General features: G+C 62.6%; 11 protein-coding genes and 1 pseudogene. 10 read left to right on the top strand and 2 right to left on the bottom strand.

Annotation, left to right across the window (positions count from 1 at the left end; all coding sequences use genetic code 11):
- From M3461_15400 to M3461_15430, 7 genes are all read left to right on the top strand, one after another.
- Positions 1-275 (top strand): transporter (locus M3461_15400; GenBank protein MDQ3775630.1); only part of this gene is annotated, 275 nt, incomplete at its 5' end.
- A 92-nt stretch (positions 276-367) separates the two neighbouring features.
- Positions 368-1,912, top strand: coding sequence for a DUF1254 domain-containing protein (locus tag M3461_15405; protein MDQ3775631.1), 1,545 nt, complete (start codon positions 368-370; stop codon positions 1,910-1,912).
- A 20-nt stretch (positions 1,913-1,932) separates the two neighbouring features.
- Positions 1,933-3,885: a DUF3604 domain-containing protein gene (locus M3461_15410; protein ID MDQ3775632.1), complete on the top strand. Its 1,953-nt coding sequence runs from the start codon at positions 1,933-1,935 to the stop codon at positions 3,883-3,885.
- A gap of 18 nt (positions 3,886-3,903) precedes the next feature.
- Positions 3,904-4,779, top strand: coding sequence for a peptidylprolyl isomerase (locus M3461_15415; GenBank protein MDQ3775633.1), 876 nt, complete (start codon positions 3,904-3,906; stop codon positions 4,777-4,779).
- Between the two features lie 8 nt (positions 4,780-4,787).
- Positions 4,788-5,816 (top strand): HupE/UreJ family protein, encoded by a 1,029-nt coding sequence (locus M3461_15420; GenBank protein MDQ3775634.1) that lies wholly within the window; start codon positions 4,788-4,790, stop codon positions 5,814-5,816.
- Positions 5,817-6,120: 304 nt separating this feature from the next.
- Positions 6,121-6,516 carry a hypothetical protein gene (locus M3461_15425; GenBank protein MDQ3775635.1) on the top strand — a complete coding sequence of 132 codons (396 nt, stop codon included), beginning with the start codon at positions 6,121-6,123 and terminating at the stop codon, positions 6,514-6,516.
- A gap of 84 nt (positions 6,517-6,600) precedes the next feature.
- On the top strand, positions 6,601-6,810 hold the full coding sequence (locus M3461_15430) for a glycine zipper family protein (protein MDQ3775636.1): 210 nt from the start codon (positions 6,601-6,603) through the stop codon (positions 6,808-6,810).
- Positions 6,811-6,927: 117 nt separating this feature from the next.
- Here the strand turns inward: M3461_15430 and M3461_15435 are convergent, their stop codons facing one another.
- Complete coding sequence (locus M3461_15435) at positions 6,928-9,198, bottom strand: patatin-like phospholipase family protein (GenBank protein MDQ3775637.1); 2,271 nt, start codon at positions 9,196-9,198, stop codon at positions 6,928-6,930.
- A gap of 182 nt (positions 9,199-9,380) precedes the next feature.
- Here M3461_15435 and M3461_15440 point away from each other — a divergent pair, with 182 nt between their 5' ends.
- The gene (locus tag M3461_15440; GenBank protein ID MDQ3775638.1) at positions 9,381-9,527 is read left to right on the top strand and encodes a hypothetical protein; all 147 of its coding nucleotides are present in this window, start codon (positions 9,381-9,383) and stop codon (positions 9,525-9,527) included.
- A 274-nt stretch (positions 9,528-9,801) separates the two neighbouring features.
- Here the strand turns inward: M3461_15440 and M3461_15445 are convergent, their stop codons facing one another.
- Positions 9,802-13,179 carry a protein kinase gene (locus M3461_15445; protein MDQ3775639.1) on the bottom strand — a complete coding sequence of 1,126 codons (3,378 nt, stop codon included), beginning with the start codon at positions 13,177-13,179 and terminating at the stop codon, positions 9,802-9,804.
- A 552-nt stretch (positions 13,180-13,731) separates the two neighbouring features.
- Between M3461_15445 and M3461_15450 the strand changes: the two are divergent.
- Together M3461_15450 and M3461_15455 are read left to right on the top strand one after the other, a co-directional pair.
- Positions 13,732-13,895 (top strand): annotated as a pseudogene (locus tag M3461_15450) (helix-hairpin-helix domain-containing protein).
- 27 nt (positions 13,896-13,922) lie between these two features.
- A complete protein-coding gene (locus M3461_15455; protein ID MDQ3775640.1) occupies positions 13,923-14,150 on the top strand; it encodes a hypothetical protein in 228 nt (75 codons plus the stop codon).
- Positions 14,151-14,560: the final 410 nt, after the last annotated feature.

Genomic DNA, 14,560 nt, shown 5'->3' on the forward strand with positions numbered 1-14,560 from the left:
AGGGGAGCACCGCCGACGTGAACGCGACGTTCCTTCAACCGTTCGTCTCCTACACCACGAAGACGTTCACGACGTTCGGCCTGAACACCGAGTCCACCTACGATTGGGAAAATAACCAATGGACAGCGCCGCTGAATTTGCAAGTCAGCCAACTCCTCAAGCTCGGCAAGCAGCCCATCCAGCTCACGCTCGGCGGGCGTTACTACGCCGAGAAGCCCGAAGGCGGACCGGACTGGGGCCTACGCTTCGTCATCACGTTCCTGTTTCCGAAATGAATCACGCGGATTTAAGATCAACAAACGTATAATCGCGCCTCTCTTAGTCCCGTCGGCATTAAAACCCGTGTTCACCTCAAAGGAGGAAAGTTATGAAGATCTTCCGAAAACAAAACATCATTGTCGCCGCACTTGCGAGCGTGCTGGTCATCACGAGCGCGCAGGCAAAGACTCCCGGATTCAACACCGAGATCCCTGAGAAGATCATGACGCCCGATACGGTGGAAACACCTATTGGAACGCTCAAGTTCGTGGACGGCGTCCCCACGGCGGAGACGACCAAAACCGTTTACGACCATCTCGACTTTCTCCGTGGCGTTGAGGTTTTCCTCAACTTCATTCCTGCCGCATCCATGGAAGGATTACGCCTGGGCGCCATCGAGCACGGCGCCACCAAGAGCAATCAGGCCCTGCTGTTCGATCAATTGATGGATTCCAACCCGCTGTTTCTCACGGGCAACACCGACACCGTCTATTGCCTCATGTTCCTGGATCTGGAAGTGGACGGCCCGACTGTCGTTGAAGTCCCGGCCGGCACCGGTCCCGGCACCGTGAACGACGCGTTCTTCCGTTTTGTCGAAGACATGGGCGGGCCCGGCCCGGATCAAGGCAAAGGCGGCAAATACCTCATCGTTCCTCCTGGCTATGAAGGCAGCTTGCCGAAGGACAAGAAGGACGGTGGCGACTACTTCGTCCGGAATTCCCCTTCGTACGTCAACTGGGTGCCTCTTCGCGGCTTCCTCGTCGATGGCAAGACCGATGCGGCCGTAAAGATGTTCAGGGAGGGCGTCAAGGTTTATCCGTTCAGCAAGGCCGCCAACCCGCCGAAGATGGAGTTCATCAGCAGCTCCAAGGTTTCTTTCAACACGGTGCACGCCAACAACTTCGAGTTCTTCAATGAACTCGATCACGTGATCCAGAAAGAGCCGATTGATTTCATCGATCCCGAACTGCGCGGCCTGGCGGCAAGCATCGGCATCAAGAAGGGGCAAAAGTTCGCGCCCGATGAACGCATGAAAAAGATCCTGACCGACGCCGTCGCGGTGGGTAACGCGACCGCGCGAGCGATACATTTCCGCGATCGTGATTCGCGAAATGCCTTCTACCCGGGCAGCCAATGGACGACTCTTTTCGGCACCGCCGACTACCGATGGCTCGAAGATGGCGGAAATGCCGGCCGCAACTTGGATGCGCGCACGAAGTATTATTACGGCTACACTGTGAACACTCCAAAGATGGAGGCGAAGATCGTAGGCAAGGGCTCGCAATACGCGATCAGCTTCGCCGACAACGCCGGCAACCCGTTCGACGGCGCAAAGAATTACCAACTCCACGTTCCGGCGAACGTCCCCGCCAAAGATTTCTGGTCGGTGGTTATTTACGATCCGCAGACGCGCTCAGAACTCCAGACGAGTCAGCCGTTCCCCAGTAGGAATAATAAACGCGACAAGCTGATCGTCAACGCCGACGGCTCGGTGGATCTCACCTTCGGCTCCAAAGCGCCCAAGGACAGGGAAGCCAACTGGATTGCAACCGTGCCGGGCAAAGGTTGGTTCGCGATCTTCCGGTTGTATGGCCCGCTCGATCCGTGGTTCGAGAAGACCTGGCGGCCGGGCGAGATCGAACTCGTGAAATGAAACCGAAAGGAACACCAATCATGCCTACAAGACTCATCACACTCACCACAACCCTCGCGCTCGCCGCTGCGAGCCTCGCGCTCCCGGCCCTCGCTGCTGAGGAAGCCGCCACCACCGACATCGGCACGCTCGACAAGGCGACCGCCGAGCAGGCATTCAAGAAACCGCCTTACTCGCCTTATGCGGGTCGCAACTTCCCCACGCGGCCGTTTTTCGGCGACACCCATCTGCACACGTCGTTCTCGATGGATGCTGGGGCATTCGGCGCCCGGCTCGGACCGAAGGATGCGTATCGCTTTGCCAGGGGCGAAGAGATCACCGCCTCCAGCGGCCAGCAGGTCGAACTCTCCCGGCCGCTCGACTTCCTCGTGGTGACCGATCACTCGGACAACATGGGTTTCTTCCCGCAACTCTTCGCAGCCGATCCCAAAATGCTGGCCGACCCGACGGGCCGCCGTTGGTATGACATGATCCAATCGGGCAAAGGCGCGGACGCAGCGCTCGAGATCATCATCGCGTTCTCGCAGGGCAAATTTCCAAAGGCACTGGAGTTTCTCCCCGGCACCCCCGCCTATCGCACGGCGTGGCGCGAGACAATCAAGGCGGCAGAGGAAGCAAACGAGCCGGGGCGATTCACGGCCTTCATCGGCTATGAGTGGACCTCGAACACCGGCGGAAACAACCTGCACCGCAACGTCATCTTCCGCGACGACGGCGACAAGGCCAGCCGGGTCGAACCGTTCACCGTTTATCCGCCGATGGGCAGCGATGATCCGCGCGACCTGTGGAAATGGATGACCGCCTACGAGGAAAAGACCGGCGGCGAGGTGCTCGCCATTGCGCACAACGGTAATCTGAGCAACGGGCGCATGTTTCCGATCATCGAGCCCGGCACCGGCAAGAAGATTGACCGCGAATATGCCGAGACCCGCGCGAAGTGGGAGCGTCTCTACGAAGCCACGCAAATCAAGGGCGATGGCGAGTCGCATCCGTTCCTCTCGCCCAACGACGAATTCGCGAACTTCGAGCGCTGGGACAAGGGCAACCTGGATTTAAGCGAACTGAAGAAGCCGGAGATGTTCGAGTTCGAGTACGCCCGGTCGGCGCTCAAGAACGGTCTCAAGCTGGAAAACGAGCTGGGCGTCAATCCTTACAAGTTCGGCATGGTTGGATCGACCGACGCGCACACCGGCCTTGCCGCGGTCGAAGAGGACAACTTCTTCGGCAAGACCTCCGCCTCCGAACCCAGTCCGACCCGGGCGACGCATCCCTTTATGAAGACCGCCAAGGCCGTCATCATGGGCTGGGAACAGACCGCCTCGGGCTACGCAGCCGTCTGGGCGAAGGAGAACACGCGCGAGTCCATCTTCGACGCGATGAAGCGCCGCGAGACCTACGCCACCACCGGCTCGCGCATGGCCGTGCGCTTTTTCGGCGGCTTCGACTTCGACGCGAAGGACGCGGTCAACCGCATGCCAGCACAGATCGGCTACACCAAGGGCGTCCCGATGGGCGGCGACCTGAACAACGCACCCGCCGGCAAAGCGCCGACCTTCCTCGTGGCGGCGCTCAAAGATCCCATCGGCGGGAATCTCGACCGCTACCAGATCATCAAGGGCTGGCTCGATGCGAAGGGCGAATTGCATGAGAAGATTTACGACGTTGCCGTTTCCGGCGGTCGCGAAATCGGCGCGGATGGCCGCTGCAAGACGGCGGTGGGCAACACCGTGGACGTGCCGAACGCCACCTGGAGCAACACCATCGGCGCGCCGGAGTTGATCGCAGTTTGGAAAGACCCGGACTTCGATCCTGCGCTCCGCGCTTTCTACTACGGGCGCGTCATCGAAATCCCGACACCGCGCTGGACGGGGTATGACGCCAAGAAGTTCAGCGTGAAGATGCCGCCCGAGGTTCCGATGACCACGACCGAGCGCGCCTATACCTCGCCGATCTGGTATACGCCGGAGAAGTAGGAACCCGTGAGGTTTCATATGAAGAAACTCCTGCGCGAACCGCTGGTGCATTTCCTTCTGCTGGGGGCGGGACTGTTCGTCGTCTTCGGCCTCGTGGGCGAGCGCACCGGCAGCGAGCCGGGAGAGATCGTCGCCACGCAGGGGCAGATCGAGTCGCTGGCGATCGGCTTCGCTCGCACCTGGCAACGTCCGCCCACCGACAGCGAGCTGGAGGGTTTGATCCAGGACTATGTTCGCGAGGAAGTCTATTACCGCGAGGCGATGGCACTCGGGTTGGACAAGGACGACATCGTCATCCGCCGCCGTCTTCGGCAGAAAATGGAATTCGTCACCGATGACGTCGCCGCCCAGGCCGAGCCCACCGATGACGAGCTGAGCGCGTATTTGAAAGCACACCCAGAGACGTTTCGCGTCGAGCAGCGGTTCACGTTCAGTCAGGTCTATCTCAACCCGGATCGCCACGGCCAAAATCTCGCGCGCGATGCCGAGCTACTCCTCGCAAAGTTAAACGAGGCCGGCGCCAAAGCCGATGTCTCGGCGCTGGGCGACCCCTTCTTGCTTAGCCATGAGTTCGAGGCGGTTCCGGGCAGCGAGGTCGCGAAGCAGTTCGGCGAAGCGTTCGCGGCTAAATTGGGTGAGCTTTCGCCCGGCCACTGGCAGGGGCCGGTCGAGTCCGGCTACGGCGTGCATCTGGTGTTCGTCGGCCAGCGCACGGGGGGACGCGTTCCCGCGCTGGAGGAAGTGCGGGAAGCCGTGCGGCGCGAGTGGGCCAACGCCGAGCGGCTGGAAGCCAACGAGAAGTTCTATCAAGGGCTGCTCAAACCTTACAAAGTGACCATTGAGCGCCCGCAGCCGATGGATAATGACAGGCTCGCGGCGGAGAGGGGACGATGACATATTATATGAAAAAAAAAGGCGTCCTCCTTGTCTTCTTGCTGCTCGCCGCCTCCGCCGGCGGCGTGCTCGCCCATGAGGTCCGGCCTGCCTATCTCGAGCTCAAGCAGACCGGCCCGGAGACCTACGACGTGTTTTGGAAGGTGCCTGGTCGAGGCGAGGATCTCCGGCTCGGCCTCTACGTGGAGCTCCCGGCCGGCTCCACCAACCTGAGCGAGCCACGTGCCTCCTTCGTCAACAGCGCCTTTACGGAACGCTGGAGCATTAAGCGCGCCGGCGGCCTGACCGGCGGCACGATTCATATCGCCGGTCTCAGCGCTACGATGACCGATGTGCTCGTGCGCGTGGAACGCGGCGACGGAACCACGCAAGTCATCCGCCTCACGCCGTCCGCGCCGTCGTTCGTGGTGGAAGCCGTGCCGCGTGCGCTCGAGATCGCCCGCACTTACCTCGTGCTCGGTGTCGAGCACATCCTGCTGGGCATCGACCATCTCCTGTTCGTGCTCGCGCTTCTCATCCTGGTGAAAGGCTGGCGGCGACTTGTCGGAACCATTACCGCTTTCACGCTGGCACACAGCATCACCCTGGCCGCGGCCACTCTGGGATTCGTGAGCGTTCCGGGACCACCGGTGGAGGCGGTCATCGCACTCTCTATTGTGTTCGTGGCCTGCGAGATCGTCCACCGTCGCCAGGGCCGGGCGGGATTGACCGAGCGCTGGCCGTGGGTCGTGGCGTTCACGTTCGGATTGCTGCATGGCTTTGGTTTCGCCGGTGCGCTCCACGAAGTCGGCCTCCCGCAGAATGCCATTCCACTCGCGCTGCTGCTTTTCAACGTCGGCGTCGAGCTCGGACAACTCCTCTTCATCGCGTCTGTCATGGCCGCGCTGACGGGCGTGGCCTTTATCGGCAGGAGACTCAGCCAACTCGGCATCGATCCGAAGCCCGCCTACGCCGCGTCGGAATCGGTGGCCGCCTATGCAATCGGTAGCGTTGCCGCCTTTTGGCTCATCGAACGAACGCTCGGTTTTCTCACATGAACACACGATCACAGCACACAACGGTTATCTATCACCCGCCCGATCGGATGCCTCCGCGTCCCCCCTAATCCAGGTCCAGGCGCGCGCGCCGAACACTGCGAGTGGATCGCGACGCAATGAGCGATCCGCCGCGCGTCCACCGATGCCGGGAGACACGGGGCAGGGGACTGGACCAAGGGCACAGATCGGTAGCGAGGGGAGCGGTGTCCACTCGCGGTTGACTTCGGGCCCCGCTTCTACCATGCTTATCCTGGCTATGCCAATGGCGGCTCTGTGATCGCGCGCTCAAGACCGGAGGACGACAATGACACGAAGAACGCTGACCCTGTTTACGGCTTGCGTGTGGTTGGGGGCGGCGTTGTGGCCGCCCCAGTCCCGTGCGGATACGCACGACAGTTTTCTGGTCCGCAACGCGCTCGATATCGTGACCTTGTGTTCCGTGCCGAAAGAGGACGCCCTGCACACCGCGGCGGCCAATTTCTGCCACGGATACGTGGTCGGCGCCTACCATTATTACCGGGCGATGACCTCGGTGCCGGACCGAAAGCCGCTCTTCTGCCTGCCCAATCCTCAGCCTTCGCGGGACGAGGCGATCCGCGCCTTCGTCGCGTGGGCACAGACTCATCCCCAGTACAACAACAACCCGCGGTTGAGACCTTGTTCAAGTTCGCAGATCGAAACATGGCCATGTGATTCCTGATCAGGAGGGCACACGGATATGAAACGTCATCGACATCTACTTTTGGTTGCATCTCTCACGATTGGATTGGCGGGTTGCGCGGGGATGACCACCTCGCAGCAACGGACGCTGAGCGGCACCACGATGGGTGCGGCGGGCGGTGCCGTCATCGGGGCGATCGCCGGGAATGCCGGTCTCGGAGCTGGGATCGGTGCGGCCACCGGCCTCTTGGGCGGCTACCTCTACGACCAGCACAAGCAGTCGGAGGACAACGCCTATCAGCAAGGATACCAGCAAGGGCAGCGCGCCCGCTGAGCACCGCGGCGGGCGTGTAATCTACCTATCTAAAGGGCAAGGCGGAAGCTCGGGAACAGCCGATCGCCGCACATCTGGCGGCGTTTTTAAAGGGCTATATCGATGCAGTGGAACCGATCAGAACAACCGGCCGAGATACAGGTAGATGCTGTCGTTGCCCTGCTCGGCGTGACCATAGCCCAGGTACACCGGCCCGAGCACCGTATCCAACCCCAGGAATACGGACCCGGCAAGCAATGCCTCGTCGGGCGCCAGGCTGATGTCGTCGCGGTCCTCGTAGACGTTGCCGTATTCGAGCGAGATGCCGGCATAGGCGGGCAGCCACTCGACGTTGCCCAAACGGCGGTAGTAACCGCTGCGCAGCAGCAGCAGCTGTTGGCCGCTTAGTTGGTCCTGCGTAAAGCCGGAGAACTTGGTAAATCCGCCGGCGCGGAAGCGGTTCTGTACCGGCGCAACGCCGTCGGCGGTGTAGTCGAATTCAAACCCGCCGAAGAAGGTGTTCTTGTCCCAGGAGTGGGCGAGCCCGCCCATATACAGTAGTTGCGAGAAGTCGGAGTCCGCCCCCAGGCTCTCCACGGACTCGATCCATTCCAGGCTGCCGAGGGCCCCCGAACGCGGCCAGTTTCGGTTGTCGAGCGTGTCGTAGTAAAGTCGCAGGTACGCCTCGGCGCTATCGAAATCGAAGTCAGACGTTGCAGGATCACCGATGCGCACCTCCCCGTCACCCGCGTAGCGTCGCAGTCCTACTCTGATCTCGCCCCAGCGGCCGAGCACCCGACCGGCGGCCAGACCGCCACCGTAGCGCTTCACGCGGATCTCTTCGATCTCCTCACCGTCCTCGAATCGACTGAAACTGCGGCTGTCGAAAAATAGCTGTGGGCTAATGAAGTACCGCAAGCCGACATCCAGCGGCTGGTAGAGCTCCGCCAACACCAGAGGTGAGTCGCCGATCTGGGCAGCCAGCCGCAGCTCGCCGGCACGGCGGTTGAGCGCGGTCTTGAGCAGGCTCACGCCGATATTCCAGGTGCTGTCGCCTTCGAAATCGGTCGACAGGGCGAGGCCGAGCTGGACGTAATTTGGCCCCCAGCTCTTGTCCCTCACATGCACGAGCAACCCCTGCTTGTCCTCTTCTTCAATGATTTCGTAACGAATACTCTCGAAGATGTTCCAGCCGTATAACTCCTCGATGCTTCTCTTGAGCGTTCTCTGATCGAGTGGCTTGCCGATGAGCGCTTGGAAAGGATGCGCTAGGACGTCGTCGCCGATCTTGGACTTATTTTCTATGCGCACGAAGCCGACAATAGGCGCCTCCCCGACCCGTCCGCCACGGGCAGCCAGGTGGTCACTGTAGCCGGAGGGCGTGGTAGCCAGCTTGGCAAGCTTTGCGCTTGCAGTCCTGGCGGCGTCCGCGCCGAGGCCAATGGTCTCGGCTGCACGGTTGAAGTCAGAGGTCGAGATGTCGCCCAACTTGGGCTGGATGTAAATATCCGTCTCGCCCAATGTGTCCAGTTGCCGCATAACGTTCTGCTGGCCCACTATGTTCGAGTACTGCTCGATGATGGCCAACGCAGACGTGATCTCGCTGCGTTCCTTGAGCGGTGTGCCGACATTCACCACGATCGCAACGTCAGCACCCATCTTCCGCGCAACATCCAGCGGAACATTATTGGTCACCAGGCCGTCGACCAGGAGCCTGCCATCAAGCTCCACGGCGTCGAACGCTCCAGGCACCGCCATGCTGGCACGAATCGCGCGGGCCAGATTTCCCGAGCTGAGCACGATCTCGTCCCCCGTCTCGATGTCGGTGGCCACGGCGCGGAACGGGATCGACAGCTCGTCGAAGTGACGGATAGTGGCGACGTGCTGCGTCAGGCGGACCAGTTCCAAATCCAGCTTCTGGCCTTGTATGTAGCCGAGCGGCAACTCGAGCTGGCCGGATTCATATCCCAACTGCTTCTTGACCAAGTAATTGTCGTCGTCGCGCTTGCGGCGAAACTGTCGCTCCGGTCGCGGCGGCTGATCCTCGAGCACGTCATCCCAGTCCATGTCCCGGATCTCGCGTTCGATCACTTCGGGACTGAGGCCCGAAGCATACAGCCCGCCGACAATGGCGCCCATGCTGGTGCCTGCAATGCAGTCAATCGGAATATGCATCTCCTTCAGCACCTTCAGCACACCTACGTGCGCGGCGCCCCGTGCGCCGCCGCCGCCCAGCACCAGGCCGATCCTGGGGCGGCCCTGCGCTTGCGCTCCGGCCTTGTCACACGGTGCGGCAAGCGCGGCGTTCGAGCAGAGTGAGGCCCACAACGTCAGGACTGCGATCCGATACAAGCTTCCGGTCACCATGCCGCCCTCCATTATCTCTTCATGTATGAACGCCGCGCTCATCGCATTCGGCGCGAAACACCGGGCAGGCCCTCCCGGATCCAGTGCGAGAAATCCTCGGCCCGGTCCACCGCCCGCGCCCGCGCATTGACAGTCTGCAACGTTGCAATTCGTAGGAAAAGGAGACCCACTCCAGCATCGCGGTCGAAGGGGGCGACCCGGCCGCGTAGGGCGGCGACGGCGTGATGGCGTACTCGAGCGCCCACGTCGACGGGGTCGAGTCCGAGCTGATCGTGCGGTCGAGCCATTCCTGCCATGGGGATCCCCGAACCATCGAGGAGGTAGAACTGTTTGTCCTTCGCCTGCAGAACCGCTGGTTATGCGAGAGCTGACCGGCTTTGGATGATCACTTGCCGACGCCGCCAGGGCCTTGGCAACTCGCCATCTGCTACCAGGTCACCGAGTACTGCGCTTGCCCAAGCTATTCACATAGCGTCACAGGTCAGGAATTTGTCGCCTCAGTTGCTTCGGCATCCCCACGCTGCCTCTTCGCCATATTGAGCTAAAGGCCGTCAAAACAAAGGCGCGCGCTTGGTGACCACATCAGAAAGTCCGTCTCGTTCGGCACCTCACGCTGCCCTTTTGCAAGTAAAGGAACGGACGCTGTCAACCTGAGGGAGGAATAAGTATCATAGGAACGCGTTTCTCTTCGCACCGCGCTTTGATCTGAGCCAGGCGCGAATCGGCGAGTCCAAGGCGGCTGTCGTTGGGCATGACTCGTGATGCCACCTGAATGCGCTGCTCTACTTGTGCGATCTGGTCGCATTGCGGCGATCTATTTGCTTCGAGCATTTCGTCGATGAACGAGAGCTTCACCGCACTCGCTGCACCGACGTCGAGCTGCTCCGCAGCCTGCAGATCGCGGAGCGCGTCGTCCACCCGTGCCTTGGCGAGGTGGCCCCGGGCGGAATCGGTTAGGGATCGGACGATGCTACCCCGCAGCTCGGTCGCGCCGGGGACCGACGGGTCCTCGGCTATGCCCGCCTTCACCTTGACGACGGCATCACCGGCACGACCTGCCTCGAGGGCGCGCCGGGCCTCCTCGAGGAACTGCTCGGCCTCTACGCGGGTCCGCTGACGCTCCGCGAGCTCTTGCTCGCGCAAGAGGCGCTCGCGCTGGTCCTGCGCCTTGCGCTCCTCGATCTTCGCCACCACGGACTTGAGCCGTTGGTCCGCTTCGGCCGCGCCGGCGTCCTTGGCTCGTCGGAAGTAGTCCCGTGCCTGCTCTACGTCCTTTTGGGCGAGCGCCTGATCACCGAGCTCGAGCAGGCGTCCCCTGATCGTGGCGATGCCCTGGAGCATGTCGGTGTTGCTGGGGTCGATGCGCCTGAGCTCCCCGTAGGTACGGAGCGCTTCCTCGAGCCGACCCCCGGAGCGGTCTTTGATGGCCTTGGAGACGAGTGCGCGGATCTGCTCCTCGCGTTCGAGTCGCTCCACCTCCTCTTTGCGCCGAGCGAGCTCGCTTTGGATCGAAGCGAGCCGATCAACGACCTCGGCCGTCCGCTCAATCCCCTGGGCCTGTTCAAGGAGCTCGCGCTCCTGTTCGAGGCCGCCGACGTCTCGCGCCTTGGCGGCCAGCTCCACGAGGCGCGTCCGGACCGCCGCGATCCCTGCCACGGCTTCGGAGTTGCCCGGGGAGAGCTCCAAGATGCGCCGGTAGAGGTCGAGCGCGCTCCGGCCGCGAGGGCCCACGAGGCTGTCCTGCTGGAGCGACGTCTGGGCGCTGGCCAAAAGCCCGCGCACCTCGCGCTCGGTGGCCTCACGCTTTCGCAGGAGATCCAGCTCGCTTTGGGCCCGCGCGAGCAGGGGTGCGACCTCGCTCGCTTGGCCGGGGATGGCGGCGGCGGCCTGGAACGCTTCGAGCGCGGAGGCGGGCTCATTGCGAGCGAGCTCGGCGCGTCCGCGCTGGAGAAGCGACTCACGGATCTGGCGCAGGCCGTCCATAGCGTCGTCATTGCCCGGTGCCTTCGCGAGCGCGAGCGTGTAGAGCTCCGCCGCATTGCCGCCGGGCGGGCTCACCAGGGAGCCCGCTAGACGCAGCTCGTCCCCTTGTTTGACGAGTTTCGCCGCGGACTGTTGGCGCTGCCGATCGCTTTGGATCCGCGCGGTCTTCTGCTCGAGGTCCTTGCGCCAGGCCATGAGATCCGGGTCGTCCGGCGCCACCTGGAGTGCCGTTTTCACGCTGTCGAGGGCGGCAAAGAGCGCGGTGTCTCCCTCCGGTCCCCACGCGCGCATTTCCTGCTCTCGAGCCTGCTGCTTGAAGTGGTCCTGAATGCGAGAGAGGCTCGCGTGGGCTCCTATGCCGTCTGCGAGCTGGGGATGGTCGAGCTGCAGGCGACGGATCTCCTCCAGGGCATTGTTGCCCTTGGGGGACACCCAGTTGCCTTGGCCCATGAGCTTCTCGGCGGTCGCCAACCGCTCGTGGACCTCATGCTTCTCAGGCCAGCCGTCATTGAGAGCGGTCACCCGCGCCTCGAACGCGGCCACCTCGGGCTCGTCGCCGAAGAGCCGACGGACGTCGCCGACGGCCTCGTTCGCCGCCTCGAGCCCCTCGTCGACATGCTCGAAGAGCGCGGCGGGCTGCATGGCCCCGGGAGAGTAGCTCTCGAGCTGCTTCTCGAGGTCAGTGAGGTTGGCTCCGTAGCGCTGGATGAGGCCGGTCAGCACTGCCTTGAGGCCCCGGCGCGCTTCCGTCTCGAGCCTATGGGCGCGCTCGGGCATGCCTTCGATCTCGGCGACGTGGTCGAGCGCCTCGCTGTAGGCCTCGTAGGCATTTCCTTCGAAGAGCTTCCCGTCTCCCGGGACCAGCCGTCCATCCATCCTGTGCTGATCCCCCGCAGCGACACTACCCGCCGCCTTTATCGTGGGCGGATCGCCGACGGCAATGAAGATCAGACCGACAGCCACTGCCAGAACGACGGCTGCGGCGACCAAGATGTACCTCCACGGGAGATCGCGGTCTGCCGTCGGCCGGCGAGCCTGAACCTTCTCCGTGCCTTTCTGTCGCGGGATGGGCTGCAAATGCCCTGAGCTCGGCACGAGGGCTTCTTCCGCGATCCACTTGAGACTGTCGTGAAGCTCGCGGACGGACTGTTGGCGTGCCTCCCGCTCCTTCTCGAGCGCCTTCAGAATCGTCTGCTCGAGCGCCAGCGGGAGGTTCGGGCGAAGCTGCGAAGGGGGAAGAGGCTTCTCGTTGAGCTGCTTGACAACCACTTCGATCGGTGACTCACCCCGGAACGGGAGCTGCCCCGTGACGCACTCGTAGAGGAGGATACCCATCGCGTAGATGTCCGCGCGTATGTCGATGCGCTGGTCCGCGCGCCGCATCGCTTGCTCCGGGGACATGTACGCTGGCGTGCCGATCAGGCCGCCGGTCTGGGTCTGTGCGGTGTGCACGACATCGGGATCGTCGTGGATGGCCTTGGCGACGCCAAAGTCGAGCACCTTGACGATCCCGTCCTCGGTTAGAAAGAGGTTCTGCGGCTTGATGTCTCGATGAACGAACCCACGCATGTGAGCGTACTCGAGTCCGCAACAGGCTTGGATGCCGATGCGAAGCGTCTCGTCAATTGGGAGCGCGCCGTTCCTGCGAAGGCGCTCCTTTAGGTCCATGCCGTGGAGCAGTTCCATGACCAGGACTGCGGTGCCATCGAGGACCTCGAGGTTGTAGACGCGGACGATGTTTTCGTGCACGAGGTCGCGGGCCCTGCGTGCCTCTGCGAAGAAGCGGTCCGAATAGCCCGTCTCCACGAGCCCAGGCAGGATCAGTTTAATCGCCACCTCCTCGCGGAGTCGTACATCGAGCGCATGGAAGACGACGCCCATGCCCCCGCGGCCGAGGAGACTCAGGATCTGGTAGCGCTCACCTAGCGTGGTGCCTACGAGCTTGAGGTAGAGGTGCCGATCTTGCCTGGCAACTGCTCCCCCCTGGCCGACCCGAGGGTGAATGGTGCTGCCACAGGTCGCGCAGATGCCATCACCCACGTCCGTTGGGAGGGCGGCGTCACAGACGTGACAGTGATCAACCTGAGCGCCTTCCACGTGACGGAACGGTTGGATTTACGACGTGTAAACGCCGCGATGGAATGGAGGAGTCAAGCCCATTGTTAGTTGGAATTCGAAGCGGACCCCCGGCCCCCTGATCATGCTGCGCGTCGGATCTTGCCTTCTGTCGTTTCGATCTTCCACTTCGCCCGAGCCCCGCAACGCCGCATGGGCACGCCCCGGGATCTCGCCCTCGTCGCCGCGCACCCGCGGCACCCGGATCGGCACGCGCTGACCCGCCAGGCGCGCCGCGCCCGGGTTGCTCCCATGCCGTACCCCCGCATCGCCCTCCCCCGCCCATACCCGTTCCCCGGAAGGTTGGCACACTCTCGAATGGAGTCCACCGTCTACCATTACAGCATTACGATTTGCCAAGCTGAAATTCGTAGCCAGCGACGGTAGCATAACGTAATACGGATCAGACTGCGATTTCTAACTGGTTAGCCTGGCTTTCTCGGGACTTATTGCTCGGTCGCCCGGCCTAACCGCTACACCGACGCTGAACGGCGGCTGTTCCGCACTCTCATTCGCGTCAACAGCATCGGGGCAGCGACCGCGCTCGCCATCCTCTCGGGAAGCGAGGGGACTGCGTCCGCTCCGAGGACATCGCCCGGCTCACGCGCCTGCCGGGGATCGGGACGAAGACGACACAGAGGCCGTGCGTCGGCGGGGCTGCTATCCAGGTGCCCTTCCGCGAGCCGATCGCGCTCATCGCTCTGTCCAAGCCGCACGAGGCCGATCGCTCCCTCCAGGGCCTCGACACCGACAGGCTCACGAGCGATGCTATTCATTCGGGCGGTCTCGAGGTCACAGGCCAGGCGGGAGGGGCCCGCGAGCTGCCCTTTTCCAGCGCGTACTATCTCGTCGGATGGGCGGGCGGCGAGTGGGCCGTCCGCGCTCGTTTGGGGTAGCCTGGATGGATTAACGGGTGCGATTTCAGTGACTCCGAGGCAGGTATTGGGTGCTCCGGGGCGAGTGCTGCCGGGTGTTGATCCGCAGGACCGGGAGGGGGCAAATACCCTTCGGCCTTTACCTGTCCCGAAATGCGACGGCGCCTTATGGGAAATGCTCGGGTATTGTCGGTACCACCCGCCCCAGGTCGTTGGCGACGCGGGGCTTACCCACCGTCGCAGGACTCGACGAGGCCCTCGAGGAAGGTGAGGCCGATACGACGCTACCCGGTTATGTCGGCAGCATAGGTAAGATCTTATAACTATATGAGTTATAAAGATAACAAATGCGTGGAACTTTTAGGGCTCCACCCGATCTGATCAACTTTATCGGCAAATCAAGATGATCGGGGAGGGGAGGATGGAACGAG

This window comes from Pseudomonadota bacterium (assembly GCA_030860485.1).
In the GTDB taxonomy this organism is placed as follows: Bacteria; Pseudomonadota; Gammaproteobacteria; order JACCXJ01; family JACCXJ01; genus JACCXJ01.